Source organism: Ancylomarina subtilis (genome assembly GCF_004217115.1).
Taxonomy (GTDB): Bacteria; Bacteroidota; Bacteroidia; order Bacteroidales; family Marinifilaceae; genus Ancylomarina; species Ancylomarina subtilis.
On the sequence record NZ_SHKN01000001.1, the window covers coordinates 1,831,163 to 1,852,595 of the forward strand.

Annotated in this window: 19 protein-coding genes and 5 tRNA genes; 5 read left to right on the top strand and 19 right to left on the bottom strand. The window is 37.8% G+C overall.

Translation table 11 applies throughout. The features are described 5' to 3' along the window. The first annotated feature begins 100 nt into the window (after positions 1–100). A complete protein-coding gene (locus tag EV201_RS07435; RefSeq protein WP_130306973.1) occupies positions 101–1,006 on the top strand; it encodes a phosphatidylserine decarboxylase in 906 nt (301 codons plus the stop codon). A gap of 116 nt (positions 1,007–1,122) precedes the next feature. Continuing rightward, positions 1,123–3,045: a Na+/H+ antiporter NhaC family protein gene (locus EV201_RS07440; protein WP_207224414.1), complete on the top strand. Its 1,923-nt coding sequence runs from the start codon at positions 1,123–1,125 to the stop codon at positions 3,043–3,045. Between the two features lie 494 nt (positions 3,046–3,539). Here the strand turns inward: EV201_RS07440 and pruA are convergent, their stop codons facing one another. Continuing rightward, complete coding sequence (gene pruA / locus EV201_RS07445) at positions 3,540–5,171, bottom strand: L-glutamate gamma-semialdehyde dehydrogenase (protein ID WP_130306974.1); 1,632 nt, start codon at positions 5,169–5,171, stop codon at positions 3,540–3,542. Between the two features lie 397 nt (positions 5,172–5,568). Between pruA and EV201_RS07450 the strand changes: the two genes are divergently transcribed. Then, positions 5,569–5,763 carry a DUF1289 domain-containing protein gene (locus EV201_RS07450; RefSeq protein WP_130306975.1) on the top strand — a complete coding sequence of 65 codons (195 nt, stop codon included), beginning with the start codon at positions 5,569–5,571 and terminating at the stop codon, positions 5,761–5,763. A 96-nt stretch (positions 5,764–5,859) separates the two neighbouring features. Here the strand turns inward: EV201_RS07450 and bioB are convergent, their stop codons facing one another. Together bioB and EV201_RS07460 are read right to left on the bottom strand one after the other, a co-directional pair. Continuing rightward, a complete protein-coding gene (gene bioB / locus EV201_RS07455; RefSeq protein WP_130306976.1) occupies positions 5,860–6,834 on the bottom strand; it encodes a biotin synthase BioB in 975 nt (324 codons plus the stop codon). 3 nt (positions 6,835–6,837) lie between these two features. After that, complete coding sequence (locus EV201_RS07460) at positions 6,838–7,215, bottom strand: hypothetical protein (protein WP_130306977.1); 378 nt, start codon at positions 7,213–7,215, stop codon at positions 6,838–6,840. A 262-nt stretch (positions 7,216–7,477) separates the two neighbouring features. Between EV201_RS07460 and EV201_RS07465 the strand changes: the two genes are divergently transcribed. Both EV201_RS07465 and EV201_RS07470 read left to right on the top strand, forming a co-directional pair. Next, positions 7,478–8,944, top strand: coding sequence for a cobyric acid synthase (locus tag EV201_RS07465; RefSeq protein WP_130306978.1), 1,467 nt, complete (start codon positions 7,478–7,480; stop codon positions 8,942–8,944). Between the two features lie 63 nt (positions 8,945–9,007). Beyond that, positions 9,008–9,544, top strand: coding sequence for an AAA family ATPase (locus EV201_RS07470; protein ID WP_130306979.1), 537 nt, complete (start codon positions 9,008–9,010; stop codon positions 9,542–9,544). A 20-nt stretch (positions 9,545–9,564) separates the two neighbouring features. On the opposite strand, the gene EV201_RS07475 is transcribed toward EV201_RS07470, so the two are convergent. From EV201_RS07475 to bcp, 16 genes are all read right to left on the bottom strand, one after another. Next, on the bottom strand, positions 9,565–10,227 hold the full coding sequence (locus EV201_RS07475) for an adenosylcobinamide amidohydrolase (protein ID WP_130306980.1): 663 nt from the start codon (positions 10,225–10,227) through the stop codon (positions 9,565–9,567). An 8-nt stretch (positions 10,228–10,235) separates the two neighbouring features. Continuing rightward, entirely contained in the window at positions 10,236–11,174 is a 939-nt protein-coding gene (locus EV201_RS07480) for a tRNA-dihydrouridine synthase family protein (protein WP_130306981.1), read from the bottom strand. A gap of 112 nt (positions 11,175–11,286) precedes the next feature. Then, positions 11,287–11,913, bottom strand: a complete 627-nt coding sequence (locus EV201_RS07485; RefSeq protein WP_130306982.1) for a hypothetical protein — start codon at positions 11,911–11,913, stop codon at positions 11,287–11,289. A gap of 309 nt (positions 11,914–12,222) precedes the next feature. Further along, positions 12,223–12,747, bottom strand: coding sequence for a TlpA family protein disulfide reductase (locus EV201_RS07490; protein ID WP_130306983.1), 525 nt, complete (start codon positions 12,745–12,747; stop codon positions 12,223–12,225). Positions 12,748–12,951: 204 nt separating this feature from the next. Next, positions 12,952–13,026, bottom strand: a tRNA-Pro gene (locus tag EV201_RS07495). An 82-nt stretch (positions 13,027–13,108) separates the two neighbouring features. Beyond that, positions 13,109–13,183 (bottom strand) — tRNA-Pro (locus EV201_RS07500). A 61-nt stretch (positions 13,184–13,244) separates the two neighbouring features. Continuing rightward, positions 13,245–13,319 (bottom strand) — tRNA-Pro (locus EV201_RS07505). Positions 13,320–13,385: 66 nt separating this feature from the next. Continuing rightward, a tRNA-Pro gene (locus EV201_RS07510) sits at positions 13,386–13,460 on the bottom strand. A gap of 33 nt (positions 13,461–13,493) precedes the next feature. Continuing rightward, positions 13,494–13,582, bottom strand: a tRNA-Ser gene (locus EV201_RS07515). 201 nt (positions 13,583–13,783) lie between these two features. Then, complete coding sequence (floA, locus tag EV201_RS07520; RefSeq protein ID WP_129253168.1) at positions 13,784–14,761, bottom strand: flotillin-like protein FloA; 978 nt, start codon at positions 14,759–14,761, stop codon at positions 13,784–13,786. A 5-nt stretch (positions 14,762–14,766) separates the two neighbouring features. Continuing rightward, entirely contained in the window at positions 14,767–15,234 is a 468-nt protein-coding gene (locus EV201_RS07525; protein ID WP_130306984.1) for an NfeD family protein, read from the bottom strand. Beyond that, positions 15,235–15,483 (bottom strand): ATP-dependent Clp protease adaptor ClpS, encoded by a 249-nt coding sequence (locus EV201_RS07530; RefSeq protein WP_130306985.1) that lies wholly within the window; start codon positions 15,481–15,483, stop codon positions 15,235–15,237. Positions 15,484–15,489: 6 nt separating this feature from the next. Further along, positions 15,490–17,187 carry an SPOR domain-containing protein gene (locus EV201_RS07535; RefSeq protein WP_130306986.1) on the bottom strand — a complete coding sequence of 566 codons (1,698 nt, stop codon included), beginning with the start codon at positions 17,185–17,187 and terminating at the stop codon, positions 15,490–15,492. A gap of 261 nt (positions 17,188–17,448) precedes the next feature. After that, positions 17,449–19,554: a dipeptidyl-peptidase Dpp5 gene (gene dpp5, locus EV201_RS07540; protein WP_130306987.1), complete on the bottom strand. Its 2,106-nt coding sequence runs from the start codon at positions 19,552–19,554 to the stop codon at positions 17,449–17,451. Between the two features lie 180 nt (positions 19,555–19,734). Continuing rightward, on the bottom strand, positions 19,735–20,757 hold the full coding sequence (recA, locus tag EV201_RS07545; RefSeq protein WP_130306988.1) for a recombinase RecA: 1,023 nt from the start codon (positions 20,755–20,757) through the stop codon (positions 19,735–19,737). A 53-nt stretch (positions 20,758–20,810) separates the two neighbouring features. Beyond that, positions 20,811–21,281: a thioredoxin-dependent thiol peroxidase gene (bcp, locus tag EV201_RS07550; RefSeq protein WP_130306989.1), complete on the bottom strand. Its 471-nt coding sequence runs from the start codon at positions 21,279–21,281 to the stop codon at positions 20,811–20,813. Between the last annotated feature and the right edge of the window lie 152 nt (positions 21,282–21,433).

Below are 21,433 nucleotides of genomic sequence, written 5' to 3' on the forward strand. Positions count from 1 at the left end.
ATGATCTTTTTTTTTCACTTATACATGTAAAAGTTGCATCTTTGTTGATTATTGTAATTAATATGATGCGTTAGTCTATCATCTTTCAGAAACGGAGGTGATGATGACAAATAGATTCGAATTTATGGAACCAATCTTTTTTAAAAATAGAAGAAATAACGAAATAGAGGAAGAGTATGTGCCTAGTGGTAAAATACTGAGTTGGTTCTACAATAAGCCGCTTGGTAAAGTATCTCTTCACCTATTGATGAAAAGAAAACTTGTTTCTTCTCTGGGTGGCTGGTACATGAACAGTCGCTTATCTAAAGGGCTAATCTCAAAATTCATTGAACGAAATAAAATCGATCTATCCATCTATCAAATAAAAGATAGCAGTGCATATAAAAACTTCAATGATTTCTTCTACAGAAAAATTGAAATATCAAAAAGACCTGTGGGAGATGCTTTCGTTTCCCCTGCCGATGGTAAGATTTTAGCATTTCAATCGATGAGCGATGTCGCTTCATTTTTTATAAAAGGCTCGCAATTTACGATCTCCAGCTTCTTAAAAAACGATCAATTGGCAAAAAGATATGCCGATGGTGCAATGATGATTGTCCGTTTGGCACCTGCCGATTATCACCGATTCCATTTTCCTGCTGATGGTGTCATCTCTGCATCTAAGCTGATTAAAGGCAAATACTTCTCTGTTTCACCACTGGCTTTAAGAAAGAGTTTACAGATTTTTTGTCAGAATACAAGGGTTTACAGCACATTACAAACGGAAGATTATGGCGATGTCATTATCTCTGAGGTTGGAGCGAGTATGGTTGGAAGTATCTTTCAAACCTATCAGCCCAACACGAATATTAAAAAAGGAAGTGAGAAAGGTTATTTTGCTTTTGGAGGCTCAACCATTGTTTTATTTTTCGAGAAAGACAAAATTAAAATCGATCAGGATTTACTGGATAATACCCGAAGTGGCTTAGAAACAACAGTTCATATGGGAGAAAATATTGCCGGTTAAGTTTTATATTCTTCAAAATAAAAGATGTTATCTCTTCGGATAAAACTGTAAAAATCATAAAATCAAACTGATTATAATTTATATATTTAGGGCTACTAACCTAAATATATCCCCGTATGATTCAATTTTTAAGAAAGATAGTTCTTCCCTTACTTCTTCTGATATCATTTAACAGTTTTGCTAATCAAACAAATCCCTTTTCAGTTGAATATCCTTCGATTATAATCTCAAAGGTTAAGCAAACCATTACGATTAAAACTCAAGGCGATTTAATTGAGCAAATAAAATCCGATTCAATTCAAGTTCTCATCAATGGGAAACAAACAGCATATACGATTGAAGGCTCAGATCTCAAACTTCAACATAAATTCACTCATAAAGAGATCGTTCAGGTTCAAATTCGAGAATTTAATGACACAAAAGAGATAACTCCAATTCCTCTTTGGCTCTCAATCCTCCCTCCTCTTATCGCCATTTTAATGGCCTTATTTTTTAAGGAAGTTTTATCAGCCCTGTTCATTGGCCTCTTTTCAGGAACTCTTATCATCTATTCGTATAAGGGAACCTCCATCTTCATCGCATTTTTCAAAGCCATATTTGCTATATCAGACACCTATATCATCAACTCGTTGCATGATTCCGGGCACATCTCAATTATTGTATTTTCCATGCTAATTGGCTCTATGGTCACTCTCATTTCGAAAAATGGTGGCATGCAGGGGATCGTCAATATTTTATCTCGTTTTGCAAACAATGCAAGGTCGGGACAGCTGGTCACCTGGCTGCTGGGCGTTCTAATATTTTTCGATGATTATGCCAATACTCTTGTTGTTGGAAATACCATGCGCCCTGTGACTGATAGGTTAAAAGTCTCCAGAGAGAAGCTTGCATATATTGTAGACTCAACGGCTGCTCCTGTGGCTTCTGTAGCTATGATAACAACCTGGATCGGGATCGAATTGAGTTATATTCAGTCAGCAACCGTACAGATTGGCGTAAGCGAAAGTCCTTACAGTATTTTCTTAAATTCGTTACCTAGTCGATTTTATCCTTTTTTCACCTTGGCATTTATGCTCTTTCTTATATTTAAAGGTAAAGACTTTGGCCCGATGTATAAAGCTGAGAAATTAGCCAGACAAAATCATATCAGCAGTCAGGACCCCAATATTCAAAGCTCTAATGGTGATAATGATTTAGAAATGGCAGCTCATATCACCCCCAAATGGTACAATGCTGGAATTCCGATTTTGATTGTCATATTCGGAACACTGGCTGGCTTATTATACACAGGCTGGGATGCCAGTGTATGGGCAGATACCAGTTTAAGTTTTAGTAAGAAACTTTCACACGTGATCGGTGCATCTGACTCCTACTCTGCTCTGCTTTGGTCGTCTTTATCAGCTGTACTGGCTTCAGTTGCCTTAACCGTTGGTCAGAAAATATTAAGTTTGCACGAAACCAGTGATAGCTTGCTTAAAGGGTTTAAAACCATGCTCACCGCTATTCTTATCTTGGTTCTAGCCTGGGCTTTAGCCGATATTACCAAAGACTTGCACACAGCCGATTTTATATCGAATGCCCTTATCTCTATTAATGTGGCTCCCCAGATTCTACCAGCATTAACCTTTATTCTTTCAGCATTAATCGCCTTTTCAACAGGCTCATCATGGGGAACGATGGCTATTCTCTATCCACTTATTTTACCTGCTTCCTGGTATTTAAGTCATAGTGCCGGAATGAATGATGGTGCATCGATGAATCTCTTTTATATTACAGTTTCCGCCATTCTTGCAGGTTCGGTTCTTGGTGATCATTGCTCCCCGATATCCGATACAACTATTCTCAGTTCTTTAGCCAGTTCCTGTAACCATATCGAGCACGTCAGAACTCAGTTACCCTATGCCTTAACCGTTGGTAGCATTTCCATATTTATTGGGCTAATTCCTGCGGCTTATGGTGTCCCCTATTGGATTATTTTCCCTGCTGGAATTCTAAGCCTCTATCTTATTGTCCATTTCTTTGGTAAAAAGGTTGAATGATATGGTGATTTGAGAATTAATAGATGTGGAGAGTTACACATCTACAGTTTTTATTATGCTGGATTTCTAAAATAAACAAGCTGGCAAGCTTTAAAGTAATCTATTGCTCAAAACGATATTATTGATTTTTCAAATTATTGTTTTCTGCTTTACCTAAATAGGTATTGAGTAAAAAACTAATTTTCCGTGCTTTGTACTTTATACATTGAGTAAAAAAACGATTTTCCGTGTTTTGTACTTTGTACATTGAGCAAAAAAACGATTTTTCGTGTTTTGTACTTTGTACATTGGGCAAAAAAATGATTTTTCGTGCTTTGTACTTTGTACATTGGGCAAAAAAATGATTTTTCGTGCTTTGTACTTTGTACATTGAGCAAAAACCATTTTTCAGCTTTCACTAAATAGTTAGTAAGCGAATATCAATTCGAGTAAATAAAAAAACGATCGAAGCAAAAGCTCCGATCGTTTTTTATATCTAACAATTATCCTAAGTTTTAGTCTTTCTGGAAATTTGGATACATATAATCTGTAGCCGGTACAAAAGTTTCCTTAATTGTACGTGGAGAAACCCAACGCAATAGGTTGATCATAGAACCCGCTTTATCATTGGTTCCTGAACCTCTACCACCACCGAATGGCTGCTGACCAACAACAGCACCAGTTGGTTTGTCGTTGATATAGAAGTTACCTGCAGTGTGAGTTAAACGCTTCACTAACTTCTCAATAGCATAACGACAGTCAGCAAAGATAGCACCTGTAAGCGCGTACATTGATCCTTTATCAAGGATATCAAGTGTTTCGTCTACCTTATCATCTTCGTAAACATAGATAGTCAAAACAGGACCGAATAGCTCTTCTTCCATGGTAATGTAATCTGGTTTCAATGCACGAATAATAGTCGGTGCAATAAAGTATCCAACAGATTTGTCATAAGTTCCACCAGCTACAATTTCAGCATCAGGAGAAACCTTGGCAGCCTCAATTGCTAAAGCCAACTTGTCGAATGATGTTTCGTCGATTACAGCATTTACGAAGTTTGTGAAATCTTCAGTTCCACCCATCTTAATTTTCTTAAGATCTTCGTGTACATAAGCCATCACCTCATCATATTTGCTTGCTGGAATAAAAGCACGTGAAGCAGCAGAACATTTCTGTCCCTGATATTCGAAAGCACCACGAGTAATAGCAGTTGCTACTTCTTTTGTTGATGCTGTTGGATGCATAAAGATATAGTCCTTACCACCTGTTTCACCTACGATACGTGGGTACGACTTGAATTTATGAATATTCTCACCAATGTTCTTCCAGATATCCTGGAATACGCCTGTTGATCCTGTAAAGTGGATACCTGCGAAATCAGGAGAAGAGAATAATACTTCAGAAGCTGCAGGACCTGATACATATACCAAGTTGATAACACCAGCAGGAACACCCGCTTTCTGGAAAACTTCCATAAGAACCTGAGCTGAATAAACAGCCGTTTTAGATGGCTTCCAAACGATACAGTTACCCATCATAGCAGGAGCTGTTGGTAAGTTACCAGCAATTGCAGTAAAGTTGAATGGCGTCAATGCGAATACAAATCCTTCTAGTGGACGTTGCTCTACACGATTCCAAATTCCTTTTGAAGATACAGGCTGTTGCTTGTAAATCTCAGTCATATATTGTACGTTGAAACGCAAGAAGTCAGCAATTTCACAAGCCGAATCAATCTCAGCCTGGAAGGCATTCTTCGATTGGCCCAACATAGTAGCCGCATTCAATTTCTGACGGTAAGGACCTGAAATCAATTCAGCAGCTTTCAAGAAAATAGAAGCACGATGCTCCCAAGCCATAGCTTCCCAAGCTGGTTTTGCAGCCAAAGCAGCATCTATAGCCATTTGGATATGCTCTTTACTACCTTGGTGATAGTGACCTAATACATGCTGATGATCGTGTGGAGGCGTCATCGCAAATAAGTTTCCTGTGCGAACCTCTTCGCCACCGATGTACATAGGCACATCAATTTGCTTCGAACGCATCTCTTTGATGGTTGCTTGCAATTCCGCTCTTTCTGGAGAACCTGGAGCATATGATAAAATGGGTTCGTTTACTGCGGTTGGAACGTTGTATATACCTTTTGGCATGATAATTTAATTTTAGGGTTATTGTCTAATCTTTTTCACTCTGAACAAATGTAAAAAAATTGATATGCGATTAATATGAGTTATGTCATGTAAATGTTATGCTTTTGGATACTTTGGCCCCAAAATTTCATTTCAAAACAGAATCACAGCATCCAATTTATAATTGAATCGTTAATCAACCATTTTCAATTTCGGATTAGAAGTTAAATTATTTTCATGACTTCCTAAAATTTAAATTTTAAAATGGAAAATTACACACAGGCTTGGCTCTCCTTCAAGAAGAATTCTATCAGCGTATAGAAAAGAATGAACACCTTTAAGCGCTTTCAATTTTGAGAAGCGAATCCTTTTTGTTTAATTTGATTATTATTTAAAATCAATCTAGTTAGAAAACAATATGGAAGACGTGAAATCACCTTGTATACAAATATGTCGTGCCGACTCGAATGGCGTTTGTTTTGGTTGCAGAAGAACCAATGAAGAAGTTGGCGATTGGTCCCTATATACCAATGAGCAAAAAAAAGAAGTTTTAGAAAAAGCAAGCAAACGAAGAAATGCGCCTGACACGCAATCAGGCGGGTTTTTCAGATAAATAAATGGAAACGAAATCCTTTTTTACAAAAAGTAAAGGCTACTCACTGATTGAGTAGCCTTTGTATTTCTATCAGATCTGATTGATCCAACCTATCTAATTTTCTAAAGTCGTGAGCTCGTGATATTTGGTCGATTGCATTCCCAAGCTTTCAAGTAATGCCTGATCTTTGTTTACCTTAACATTTCCCACAGTTAGAAGTTTGTCTCCAAAAAAGATTGAATTCGCTCCTGCCAAAAAACAAAGCGCTTGTCCTTCTCTACTATAATGGGTACGACCGGCAGCAAAGGCAACTACTGTTTTAGGCATTAAAATACGCGCTGTCGCAACAGCACGCACCATTTCGAAAATATCGATCACCTCTTTGCCATAGAATGGGGTTCCTTCAACAGGTACTAGTGAGTTTAGAGGGACATTATAAGGATGTTGATCCTGATTAGCAAGTGTTCTAAGCATCTCAATTCGATCCTCATCATCCTCTCCCATTCCAAGAATTCCACCTGAACAATACGAAATGCCGGCTTCTTGCAAGTTGGCAAGTGTTTCCAACCGCTCAGCATAAGTTCGGGTCGTCGTAATGCTTGGGTAATGGCGCTCCGAAGTATCTAAATTGTGATTCACGGCAGTGATACCCAAATCAGCTAATTTCTTGGCCTTTTCCTTATTGATCATCCCCATGGTACAACACACTTCCAAGCCTAGTTTTTTTACCTCAGTAATCATTTCAGCCATTTCATTAAATCGATCATCGCGATTTCCATCACGGCCTGCTGAACTTAGACACACGCGTTTTACACCATTAGCCTTAGCCACTTTTGCATCTGCTATCACTTGTTCCAAGCTCAGTTTCTCTGGCTTAACATGGGTATTATATCGAGCTGATTGTGCACAATACTTACAATCCTGAGAACAGGCTCCGGTGCGAACCGATATCAGGGTATTCATATTCATCTTTGATGAATCGTGGTATTTGCGGTGAATGTTAGAGGCACGGTTGACCAAATCTAACAAAGGAAGGTTGTAAATTTCTTTGACCTCTTCGTGGGTCCAATTATTTCTAATATCAGTCATGATTCAATTCTTTTTTCGGTTAGTAATTAAATTTATGGTGGGATTTACAGACGAAGAAAAGAACTGAACAGACTGTCTCTGATATTTCTTTCGTTCACCAATTGATTTGCTTTCCGTATTACAGATCAAATTCTGTAGTAATACCAAAGCGTCACCATCCGGATCATCTTCATCACATTTATCTCCACCTTTCTGAGGTTCATACATAAAACCCAAAACTCCGGCTTCCTGACTGGGAGTCATCAAATTGTAGCTTGCAGACAAACAGGCGATTTTAATCTCCTGATTCATACTTGCAAATGCTGCATACGATTTCCTGCTCCAGTGTTTAAAAACCTGTAGTTCCTGATTTCGACCTCGTTGTAGGTTGTCAGTAAACATGGATTAAAATTTATTTAGATGTAAAATTTATACTTAAACCTCTGAACAAACTCATTCAGAAGCTTTAGTAAGCAGCCAAAGGTATTATTTTTTCGATTCTTTTCCCAACTCAAAAAAACAGATAAAGACAAAAAACAAAATCATAAAAGACTCCTCTCCTATTTGTTATATTTTAAACACATATATTGCTATTTTTGCCAACTGAACTTGTGAGCTCAATAAGAACATTTACACTCAGCTCACATCATTATATCTCAAAGCAATGAAAAAGTTAAAGTCGATCATGTTTGTAGGTACCGGTTCCGATGTGGGTAAAAGCATCGTCAACACTGGTTTTTGTCGAATTTTCAAACAAGATGGTTACACGCCAGCTCCTTTTAAGGCTCAAAATATGTCTTTAAATAGCTTTGCTACACCTGAAGGTTTCGAAATAGGACGAGCACAAGCTGTACAAGCCGAGGCATGCCAACTGGCTTGTCACACCGACATGAATCCGATTTTACTAAAGCCTACAAATGACAAAAGCTCTCAGGTCGTTTTAAACGGAAAACCTGTCGGCACACAAACGGCTACAGAATATTTCATGGGCAATAACAAAGCCGCTTTATTTAACGAAGCCATTAGTGCATTCCGTCGCCTTGAACAGAAATATAACCCTATAGTCTTAGAAGGTGCGGGGAGTATTTCCGAATTGAATTTGAAATCGAGAGATATCACTAACATGCGCATGGCTGTTGAAACGGATGCGGTAACCTATCTGGTTTCTGATATCGATAGAGGTGGCGTCTTTGCAAGTGTATTTGGAAGCATTCACCTTTTGGATGAAGTCGAAAGAAAACAAATCAAAGGCGTTCTCATCAATAAGTTCAGAGGCGATATCAAACTTTTTGAAGAAGGACGTACTATTCTGGAGGAGCTAACCGGTGTTCCTGTAATTGGCGTTTTGCCTTACTTTAGAGATATTCATATCGAAGAAGAAGATTCTGTTAGTTTGGAAGATAAATTTAAAGAATCACATTCAAGCTTAATTAATATAGCTGTCATTCGTCTGCCACGCATGGCAAACTTTACCGATTTTAGCGTATTAGAACACGATCCTCGTGTGCATTTGTATTATACAGACAGACCTGGAGAGATTGAAAAGGCTGATATAGTTATCATCCCTGGCAGTAAAAATACCATTTCCGATTTAGCTCATATTAGAAAAATTGGCATTGCCAGCTCAATTGTAAAAGCTCAAAAGGATGGCAAAAAAGTCATTGGTATTTGCGGCGGCTACCAAATGATGGGCGAAACAATTAGCGATCCTCAGGGAATTGAAGGCGATATCCCACTTATTTCAGGTTTAGGTCTATTACCTATAAACACCATTATTGAAGATGACAAGGTAACTGAACAATGTCAGTTTAAATTTAAAGACTACGCTGAAATTTGTACCGGGTATGAAATTCACATGGGGCAAACAACATTAAAACATCCTGAGAATCATCTCAACAAACTAAGCAATGACAAAGAAGATGGTTATTTCTTAAGCAATAATTGTTGGGGTTCATACATTCATGGTATTCTTGATAATACAATTGTAATTCAAGATTTGCTCAAAGACTTTGAAATCGAAGACATTAATTTTGACTATAATCAATTCAAAGAAGAACAGTACGATAAACTAGCTGATGCCATTCGTGAGAATGTCAATATGGATTTGGTTTATCAACATCTTAGCGAATAAATCCAATATAGTTGTACACGTCTTTCTTTGCCGAAAGACATTTATACCCTTATCATCACGAAAATGCTTAATCATTCACACCGCTACATCATTACAGGCGGACCCGGTTCCGGCAAATCAAGTCTTCTGGCTGCTCTTATTAATAAATCCTATCAAGGGTTTGAAGAGATTTCAAGAATCATTATTCGCGAACAACATGAAGCTGGTGGTGATAAGGTGCCCTGGAAAAACTTAGCTGCTTTCGCCGAATTGTGTTATGAACGTATGAGTGCTCAACTGAATGAATGCCAATCTAATTGCACATGCTTTTATGATCGTGGACTACCCGATATCATCGCCTATGTGAGACGAGGAGGACTGAATGTACCTGATAAATACTTCGAAAAAGCCAAATCGTACAACAGAATCGTGTTTCTGGCTCCACCCTGGCAGGAAATTTTCGTTAATGACAACGAACGCCCGGAATCTTTCGAAGATTCAGTCGAAATTTACAAATTCTTAAAGTCGACCTACGAAGAATTAGGTTTTTCCATTGTTGAACTTCCAAAAGTTTCGATTGAAGAAAGAGTTTGTTTTATTGAAAATATCCTGAAAGCATAAGAAGGTAAAATACCCCTTAATTATGCTTCCAGCGATTCTTTCAGGGCTTTATAAACAGCTTTAGCTAATAATTCTCCAAAAAGGACATGCTTGCCACAATATTCAACTTTAGGACCTGTTCCACAAGCAATCGCACAAGAATCAGTTCCTGTGCCTGTGGCGATTTCACCACTGACCGGACTTTTAATACCCAAATCCTGCAAGCAAGCTGACTTCGCTTCTGTAGCCATCATAATACATTCAACCATACTATTCTCTGAAAGACTCGCATTGGTCAGAAGAATCATATTGATCGTCCCGACTTTTTCACAAGCTTCATTCATAAATTGGTAATCTGCTTTGTCGCCTGCACGTCGGGCATTTGAGACACCTGAAGTCAACAAAACCTCAATCCAAATCCCCTGCTCCTCCAATTTAACTCTTCTAAACGAGGTCATTAAAGCAGCTGTCATCATACCAACTGTGACACCTTGCCAATCATTATTCTGAGTGATTTTCAAAAGTGTTACATTGGGTTTTTCAAACTCCGTTTTTTCACCCAGAAAATTAGCATCAACCTTTGAATTGAAAAAATGATCAGCCCTGCAAAATCCACCATTTAAAACAGCTGAACTCAGCATGTTTACCGGCTCAGTAAATTCTAAATGAAAAAATTGATTGTTTATATCAAACGTGTAATTCATAAATTCAATTAATCCTTTGCACCCTGCTGAAAAGCAAAAGCCACGGCTGCGTTATACTTCTTAATGCTTCCTGCTTTCTTTATGGCCTTATAAACCTTTCTTTCATTATTAAAATTAGAAGCAAAATATTCCCAAATCGGTTTCAGTTTCGATAATATTTGTGTATCTCCACTTAAATACGAATCATAAGAATCATAAATTTCCCCATGAATTTTCTCTAACAAATCTTGGCGTTCCTGGCTGGAGGGGATATCCTCCCCCTTTATTTTTTTAGCTAAAAAAACATCTCTCAGAAGCCCTCTTCCAATCATGATTGACTCTAGATCTGGGAATTGTTCCAAACATCTCTGAAAATCTTCTAAACTGTTTATATCGCCATTATAAGTTATTGGGTGTTTAGACAAAGTCATAGCCTGCTGAAAAGCTTTCAAATCAACTTCTCCCTTATACAACTGTTTTCCCAATCGGGGATGAACGATAATTTCAGCAATTTTAAACTTATTCAAAACCGACAAAACTGCGCCCAATTCGTCGCTTGAGTCGTATCCAACACGCATCTTTACGGATAATTCGATACGATCATCCAAACCTTCTGCAAGCACCTCTTCAATCAAATCGGGGTAAGGTAATAATCCCGAACCTTTCTTCTTTTTCACAAGCATTGGAAAAGGACAGCCCAAATTCCAATTCATCTTTTTATAACCCAAATCAATCAAATAATCTCGAAAGAAAATAAACTCCTTAAGGCTATTCCCAATAAATTGGGGAACAAGATTCTCTTCAACATTGGGCTCAACTTCTCTACGATGCGACGTTCTTAATTCGTCTCCACTTTGTAAAACGAGAAAAGGGGTATAGAACTGATCTATTCCCCCTATATATTTTGCAAATGCTCTACGAAATACCAGATCGGTAAAGCCCTGTAGAGGTGCTAATGCTATTTTCATGTATTTATAATTTGATTATCATTTATCGGAAATCAGGCACACGAATAAGCATTTCTAAGAATACTCAATGCGTAAATCTGATCTGTTTGATAATGAAATACTAAAATTTAATTTAACGCCCGAAACTTAAAACGCTTAACAATTGTTTACGATGGCGATAATATGAAAGCCCATCTTCAGTTGCAATACTTTTCACAAAGCTATCAATCATGGTATCGTAAATGGTTCCAAATTTGAAACGATCGGGTGGGTAAAGTTCAGGGTTGTGCATATCTTCCAGACGAGAAAGATACATACGTCCTACAATCTCAGGACTCAAATCATCGCGATACATCCCTTGTGCAATCCCTTTTTGAACATTGATCTGTATTTTATCAAAAATAAAATTCATTCTCAGATCCATATGTTTTTTATAGATCTCAGGGAAATATTGCTCAAACTCCATTGTAACTGAAGGTGATACATTCACAAAACGCTCATTAATCTCCTGACTCACAATAAACAGAATATCAATCGCATTCTGACCTTCAAAATCATATTCCAAGAAAATCTGACTAAAACTATCCCTTTCAAATTCCAATACTTTCTCAACCAACTCTTCCTTAGTTTGGACAAATTTTACAAGCTCATCTTTGACAATACCAGCTGCTTCTAATTTTTCCAACGAAATATCCCCCATGCCTTCCTGCATAAGAAATTTTCTAACCTTTTCTATAATCTGAATAAAAGCCTTTTCCATAAAACTATGATATTAAAAATTTGAAGCTCAAGATCACAAATTACCAACAATACCCCACTTTTCAAACACAAATGAAATCTACACCTCTTGTAGGCATTAAAATTAATCCTTTTTCTTCAGTAAATATGAAAACAAGATTATATTTAGCATCAAATTATAAAATTAAAATCTATGGGGAAAATGTATAATCGCCGAGGAGATAGCGGAGAAACACACCCATTTCATATAACCAGTTTCCATATTTAAGATACAAAAAATGCGATTGTGTATCAATCGCATTTTTCAATTTAAGACCTTAAATCTTAATATTTATTTCTTCAATTCCGCCTCTATTACTTTTTTCATAGCTGAAAATTCCTCCGGATTAAATAGGCGAGTCAAGTAAATAATTTTCCCTTCGCGGTTGAGAATCACATTTCGTGTAATCCCACTATTTTTCATAGCATATTGCTCAAAAATTCTACCCCCTTCATCCAAAGCAATTGGATAAGTAATACCTGTTGCGTCAATCAACTTCTGAGCCTTTTCAATGGGTTCATCACGATCTAAGCCATAAAGAGCAAAATCCTTATTTTTATTTAACTGCCATATTTCCTTCTCAATAAAAGGCATTTCCTTACGACAAACACCACACCAGCTAGCCGTAAACTGAAGCATCACAACTTTCCCTTTTAAATCAGATAATTTAACCTTGGTTCCATCCATTAGGGTCATTTCGAAAGCTGGTGCCATATCCCCCACATTTACAATATAACCTCTATCCTCTGGCTCTTGGGCCATTCCGCTAATTACAATTCCCATAAGTAAGATAATTGCTAATACTAATTTTCGCATGTTTTTATATTCTTTAAATCAATCGATCGGTTTCATTAAGGATGCAAATTAATAAGATTATTGATTCGCCAATATGCTATAAGCAATTTTAACACGTTCTTAAGAAATAGCTCCGATTTAGATTCTGGCAACTTCGAAGGAAAATAATTTAATGCGATTTCAGGGCATAAAAAAAGAGAGAAGTAGAAACTTCTCTCTTTTCTGTCGGGGTGGCAGGATTCGAACCTGCGACCTCCTCGTCCCAAACGAGGCGCGATAACCGGGCTACGCTACACCCCGAAAATTTAATTCCGGTATTCTAATACTATTTACTCTTAAAAAAAGAATAAAAAAAGAGAAGCAATCACTTCTCTCTTCTTTGTCGGGGTGGCAGGATTCGAACCTGCGACCTCCTCGTCCCAAACGAGGCGCGATGACCGGGCTACGCTACACCCCGAAAATTTAATTCCGGTTTTCTCAATAAAATGAAGTTTCACAACTTCTCTGTTTTCTCGGTGTCGGGGTGGCAGGATTCGAACCTGCGACCTCCTCGTCCCAAACGAGGCGCGATGACCGGGCTACGCTACACCCCGAGAATTTAATTTCAATACTTGCGATAAAAAAAGAGAAGTTCTTCAACTTCTCTGGAATTTTCGGTGTCGGGGTGGCAGGATTCGAACCTGCGACCTCCTCGTCCCAAACGAGGCGCGATGACCGGGCTACGCTACACCCCGAAAATTAATTTTCCTTCAAGGGAAAAAAAAGAGCGGAGAGAGGGGGATTCGAACCCCCGGTACCGATTACTCAGTACGTCAGTTTAGCAAACTGGTGGTTTCAGCCACTCACCCACCTCTCCTGATTGCGGAAGCAAAAGTAGGCAAAATTTTCATCTGTGCAAATTTTATTTTCCCTCAAATTGAAATATTCTCACAGCACAAATTATAGTAAATTATAAATCAGTGAGATTCGTGAATAAAAAAAAATGCATTTTTTTCAAAAAAAAAGCTGGACCCGTTCTAATAACAGGCCCAGCTTGATCTTTAGTCTTAAAATAAGTTTATTTTTTCTTATCCTTTGGTGACGGTTTTGCAATATTTTCACGCATTGAAGTATCCGCTTCGATATTTTTCATGCGATAATAATCCATAACCCCCAGATGTCCGCTACGGAAAGCATCAGCCATCGCTTTAGGAACCTCAGCTTCCGCTTCGATTACTCTGGCACGCATCTCCTGTGCAAGGGCTTTATTTTCCTGCTCTGTTGCAACCGCCATAGCACGTCGCTCCTCAGCCTTAGCCTGAGCAATCTTTAAATCTGCTTCAGCTTGATCCGTTTGTAATACAGCTCCAATATTTTTTCCTATGTCGATGTCAGCAATATCAATTGATAGAATTTCAAAAGCTGTTCCTGCATCCAAACCTTTCTCTAATACAACTCTGGAAATAAAGTCAGGGTTTTCAAGTACTGTTTTATGCGATTCAGATGAACCAATTGAAGAGACGATCCCTTCACCCACACGAGCTAAAACCGTTTCTTCTCCAGCTCCACCAACCAGTTGGCGAATGTTTGCACGTAAAGTAACCCTTGCTTTTGCAATCAACTGAATTCCATCTTTCGATACAGCCGTTACGGGAGGTGTGTTGATAACCTTAGGAATAACACTCATCTGCACAGCTTCGTATACATCACGACCAGCAAGGTCAATCGCAGTCGCCATCTTAAAGGTCAAATCGATATTAGCCTTTGAAGCAGATACCAATGCATGAGTGACCTGCTCAACATGACCTCCAGCTAAAAAGTGAGCTTCCAGATCATTTCGACCAAGGTGCAAACCAGCCTTATGAGCCTCAATCATTGCACGTACAATAACATTAGGTGGCACACGACGCCAACGCATAAATACAAGCTGAATCAATGAAATTCGAACCCCTGACAAAAGGGCCGAAAACCAAAGAGCAACCGGAATAAAAAAGAACAGGATGTAGATACCTACTCCTATCGCAACGATTAATAATATTAATGCTCCAATTTCCATTTAATTTATTTTATAGGTTTTACAACAATAATTTTGTCTACTATTTTAATCACCTCAACAGGTGTTTTTTGATCAATATAAGCGCCCGTAGATTTAGCTTCGATAATAAGATTATTAATTCGGACTTGTCCCATCGGGGCCAATCGCGATAAACAAACTCCCTTATCGCCCACATGTACCACATCTTCTTCCAATTTTTCAACTTTTGAATCAATCTCTGTTTTCAACATGATTCGATTCCATGTTCCCGACTTTAAAGCAAGCCACAAAGCAAGTATATTAAACACAACTGCACCTAATACCGTTAGGTGCCCTATTGTACTGCCGTAATGATGATAGGACAAATAAATACCTCCTAACATCATGACAACCCCGCCAATACCTGCTACAGTGATTCCTGGCAGCACGAAAAATTCAAGTAATAAAAGAACAACTCCTAAAACAAGTAGGAGTATAATTATAAATATTGTCATTTAATATGCCGTTTTATTCGTTTCAACACTTATCGTTAATCCTTTTTTTTCCAATTGATCACGCAAGACTAAGAGATCAATTAAATTCCCAACTTTCACCTCTGTCTTCCCTTTATAGTGGGTGAGATATGCGCATTGTTCTGCCTGGTCCGATGTATGCCCGCAAACTTCCATCAAAGTCTCAACCACATAATCGAAACTATGTATGTTATCGTTGTGCAAACAAAGTATATGTTGAGAATCTTTCATCTTAATTTATTCAACTAAACGTATAGCATCTTGTATTGAGATTCGTTTATTTCCGGTATAAGCTACTGTAAAAACATCTGTAAATCCTGCTTTATACAGCTTTTTCTTTAGTACTCCGGCATCGGCAATGGAATCGAAATGACCAATTGTACAAACCGTTTTACCGTTCGCTTGTTTATCTGCTGAAGTTCCAAAAGCTCGGTATTTATCCATCAACAAACTTACCTTTTCAGGTACACCATTGGCAAACACGCCAATTTGAACACGGAAATTAATACCTCCCACTAAATCTTCTTTGCCAAGTGGTTTCTTTTCAATTTTCACCTCAGGTTCATCCTCAATTGCTGGTAAAGTTGACTTTTCGGTTTTATTTATACCCGCCTGAAGAGACACTCTTTTCTGATCACTATATGCGACCGTAAAAGCATCCTTATAGCCTGCTTCTTGCAATTTTTTCTTTAAACTACTAACCTCAGTAATTGATTTAAACCGACCAATTGTACATACGATTTTACCATCAGATCTCTTCTCATAGAATGACCCAAAGGCTTTATATTTCTCCATAGTAGTATTCAACTTTTCAGGAATCTCACCAGCAAAAACACCAATCTGAACACGATAAGAAACATCGCCTGAAAACTCATTGGCATATTGAGGTGCTGAACTCTTAGCTGGAGTCGTTGAAACCGCATCGGTAACAGCCATCGCATCTTTTAAATTGGTCCTGATTCCATTTTTATAAACCACGATAAAAGCGGCTGGAAAAACAGATTTTATTTGGGTTTTATATTGGCTTGCCTTGGCATAGGTTCGATATGATCCAGTTAAATATCTAAAGGATTTACCGCCATCTACAATTTCTTCCTTAATAAACCCCATCCCTTTATAAAAATCATTACTGGGTCTCTTATCGAAAACAGCTACCTGATAGCAATATTCATACTCATGATCCAAGTAGCCTCCTTCGTCTTCTTGTGCACTAAATTCAAGTTCACTCCCATCTGAATTATCAGACTTGTCGACTTTTACTGGCTCATTAACTTCAATCGCCTTTTCCTCAGTATTGGCACTCTGAGTATTTTCTTTTGCACCTTTATAATCAGGCACCGCCGTTTCATGAGTAGCAGCCAAAATAAGAGTTGGGGCTTCTCCCGAAGTTTGTTCTAAAACCAAAGCATGTTTGGCTTTTTGAACAGCATTCCTCTTTAACTCTTCAGCTCTTTGCTCTAAATCACGAACTCTACGATTAAATAAATCTTTATCGACCTCCGAATAGACAGCTTCCTTTGTATATAAAAGATTAACCTCTCGCGACAAACTATCGCTATTAAACTGATCATTTTTTGCTAAAACAAACAACTCTCTGGCCTGATCAGAATTAAATTCAGCTAATTTATGATACACCTTATTCTTGCTAATTCTAAAATTAAAAAAAGGAAAATTACTCTGAGTATATTTTCTTGTGTAACGTATTCCTGTTGAGTCTTTCTCAATAGAATGACGACGAATCAGTGAGGTCGAAGACTCTATATTCTCTTTGATAGTATCGCCAACTTGTGTCTTTATTTGTTCAATATTCACAAAAAACAAATCGGAATTATGCTTAGATTTTACATTTTCAAATTCATGCAGAATAGGTCTGGCATAAACAGAAAAGGAAGAAAACATCGATAGAATCAACAAATGAATACAAGCACGATTCATAGCATTAATTTAATTACATTATAATCAACAAAATACCTTTAAAATAAAAATTTCAAAGGCTCCAATTACCATTCTGTAAGGTAACAATAATTTTTAAAAGAAAAATAAATATGCTCATAAGGATAAGGCACTTATATTTTCCCTAACTCCACTTAAGGCATAGCGTAAAAAGATCTTTTTTTTCAAAAAAAACAAAACTCGCTGCTGGAATTGTGTTATTTCCACAAAACCAACAACGAGTTTAAATTAAATCTTTCTCTACTATTTCTTCAGCCACTTATCTAACCAGCCTGCAAATTCACGTTGCCACAAAATACCGTTCTGAACCCCAAGTACCCAATGATTTTCTTCAGGGAAATAAAGATATTTAGCAGGAATTCCTCTCAAACGTGCAGCATTAAATGCCTGCATGCCTTGTGAAGCTACAATACGGTAATCTTTTTCTCCATGAATAATCATGATTGGTGTATCCCACTTATCAACAAACTTGTGGGGAGAATTGGCATAAGAACGCTGAGCAATCTTATTCTTTTTATCCCAGTATGGACCGCCAAGATCCCAGTTTACAAACCACATCTCTTCGGTTTCAAGATACTGAGCCTCTAGATTGAACATACCATCGTGAGCGATAAATGCTTTGAAACGTTTTTGGTGATGACCTGCCAACCAGAAAGTTGAGAATCCACCATATGATGCTCCAACGCAACCCAAACGATCTTCGTCAACATACTTTTCAGCCTTCACATTGTCGATTGCCGATAGGTAATCTTTCATATTCTGTCCACCGTAATCACCTGAGATTTGCTCACACCATTCTTTCCCAAAACCTGGAAGACCTCTACGGTTTGGCGCAACAATCACATAGTCATTAGAAGCCATCATCTGGAAATTCCAACGGTAACTCCAAAACTGTGAAACAGTTCCCTGAGGACCACCCTGACAATAAAGAAGTGCTGGGTATTTCTTATTCTCATCAAAATGTGGTGGCTTGATAACCCATACTAACATCTGTTTTCCATCGGTGGTTTTCACCCATCTCTTTTCAACAGTACCCATGGTCAACTGATCAAGAATATGCTTATTAACGAATGAAATCTCTTCAGCATCACCCGTTTTAGCATCTACACGATACAATTCAGCAGGCTTACTCATAGACACACGCTTAGCAATTAGCTTATCACCAACTGGAAGTACTGACTGATAATTATGCACACCTTCAGTAATCTTATGGATCTTACCATCAGCCATATCCATTCGATAAATTTCGTCAGTTGCATGCCAGTCAGAAATAAAGTAAATCGACTTACTATCCTTTGTCCAGGTTAGGTGACCCGCATTTTGATCGAAACCTTTGGTCATATATTTCTTCTCGCCAGTTTTCAAATCCATTACAAATAAACGAATCTGATCTGCCTCATAACCTTCGCGTTCCATACTTTCCCAAGCCATATATTTACCGTCAGGTGAAAAAGTCAGGTTATTGTCATAACCCATCATACCTTCAGTCATATTCTTGGTTTTCCCACTTTCAAGGTTGTAGAAATAGATATCAGTATTTGTCGAAAGAGCATACTCTACACCATACTTTTTACGAGAAGAATAAGCAATATTTTCACCATCAACAGTCCAGTTTACTTGCTCGATACCACCCCAAGGACGAACAGGAGCTTCCCACTTTTCACCTTCCATAATATCTTTACCAGCTTTCAACATGGTACCTTTATTGAAGTCAGCAACAAAAATATGAGTGTAAGTTTCTACCCAATGATCCCAATGGCGGTAAAATTCGTCACCAATAACACGACCATTTGATTTTTGCAAATCAGGGTACTTATCCTGTACATTTTCTTCAAGTTTTACTTCTTTTGAGAAAAGTATTTTCGACTCGTCAGGAGAAAATTTAAAGTCATTGATTCCACCGTCGATATCAGTCAGCTGCTTACGACCTGTTCCATCAGCATTCATTTCCCAAACCTGAACCGAACCACTCTCAGCAGAAAGAAATGCGATCTGTCCATTTTTAGTCCAACGCTCTCCCCATTCTTTACCTTTAGTATTGGTTATTTGGGTTGCTTCGCCACCTGCTATCGGCAATGTATAAAGATCTCTATACGATTTATTCTCTTCTTTATTAAAATAGGTCACGCCATAAAGAACTGTTTTTTCGTCTGGCGAGATACTTTCTCCCCCCATACGTCCAAACGACCATAAAACCTCTGGAGTCATACGATCAGAAGCCAATTTGGTTTCCGGTGTACGGTAAGATTGATTGTCAGTTTCGCTTTTTTTATCACTCTTTGCCGCATCTTGACATGACGACATTCCAGTGATTAATGCTAAACCTAGTAATAAATGTTTATTTTTCATTATCAGCATTATTTGTTAGTGAGTTTTTTAATTGCCTCGTAAAATTAGAATAAAAAAAAGGATTAAATAATTAAGTCTGATAATTTTGCCCTTCCCCATTCCATCCTATAAAAAAAGGCTCTCATTATAATGAGAGCCTTTTAATATCATTTCAAACCTAAGTTTGATTAAAAATCAGAATTAATTTTCCTTAGGCGCATTAATTGCCTCAACAATTTTAGCTTCCAACTCCTCTGCTAATTCCGGATTGTCAACAATCAGACGCTTCACAGCTTCACGGCCTTGTCCCAATTTGGTTTCACCATACGAGAACCAAGAACCACTTTTCTTAATAATATTGTAGTCAACACCAAGATCAATGATCTCACCCGTTTTCGAAACACCTTCACCATACATGATATCGAACTCAGCCTTACGGAATGGAGGTGCAACTTTATTTTTCACAACCTTCACACGAGTGTGATTACCCAAAATCTCATCGCCATCCTTAATTTGTCCAACACGACGAATATCTAGACGTACAGAAGCATAAAACTTAAGTGCATTACCCCCTGTAGTTGTTTCAGGATTACCAAACATCACACCAATCTTCTCACGCAACTGGTTAATAAACATACATGTGGTGTTCGTTTTATTGATATTCGCAGTAAGCTTACGCAAAGCCTGCGACATCAAACGAGCCTGTAGTCCCATCTTCGACTCACCCATTTCACCTTCAATCTCAGCCTTTGGTGTCAATGCTGCTACCGAGTCAATCACAACCAAATCAATTGCTGAAGAACGAATTAACTGATCTGCAATTTCAAGTGCCTGCTCGCCATTATCTGGTTGAGAGATCAATAAATTCTCAGTATCAACACCTAATTTTTCAGCATAAAAGCGATCAAAAGCATGTTCTGCATCGATAAAAGCGGCTATACCACCAGCTTTCTGAACCTCAGCAATAGCATGAATTGCCAGTGTTGTTTTACCTGATGATTCCGGTCCGTAAATCTCTACAATACGTCCCTGAGGATAACCACCTATTCCCAAGGCCATATTCAATGATAAAGAGCCGGATGAAATAGCTGGCAAATCAATTACTGCTTCATCACCCATTCGCATGATAGCACCCTTTCCGTAGGTTTTATCAATTTTATCCATGGTTAACTGAAGCGCTTTCAGTTTCTCCTTATTAATCTCTGCAATATCTTTAGTTGCCATATTTATATGTATTATTAAATTTATATAAACGAATTAAACCTATCTGAGCTTCTTTAAAATTCAAGTCCAAGCTCAGTTAAAATCTGATTGGTATGATCTTTTGTTTTAACTTTCTTAAAAATCTTCTCAATCACACCATCAGGTGAAATAATAAAAGTTGTGCGTAAAACACCATCGTAAACTTTACCGTATAACTTTTTCTCTCCCCAAGCACCATAAGCCTGAAGCATTTCTCTTTCAGTATCGGCAATCAAGTTAAAAAACAAGTTGTATTTGGCAATAAATTTCTGATGCTTGCCCACCTCATCCGGACTCACACCCAACACTTCAAAACCATGCTTAGTCAACTCATCGTAATTCTCATTCAAATTACACGACTCTGCCGTACAGCCAGGTGTATTATCTTTAGGATAAAAGTAAAGGATTAATCGTTTCCCTTTAAAATCAGATAACTTAAGTGTTTTTCCATCCTGATTAACACCAGAAAAACTCGGAGCTTTATCTCCTTCTTTTAATTCTATCATATTGAAAATTTGAGTTACAAATATACCATTTAAAATAGATTAGCCTTGAGAATTTAAGGACAAGAATCTAAAAAATCAAGTCACAAAAACAAGTCAAGAAGCTATACTTTTGACATTAGAAGAACAAAAGCTGCATGAAGATAAAGAAAATC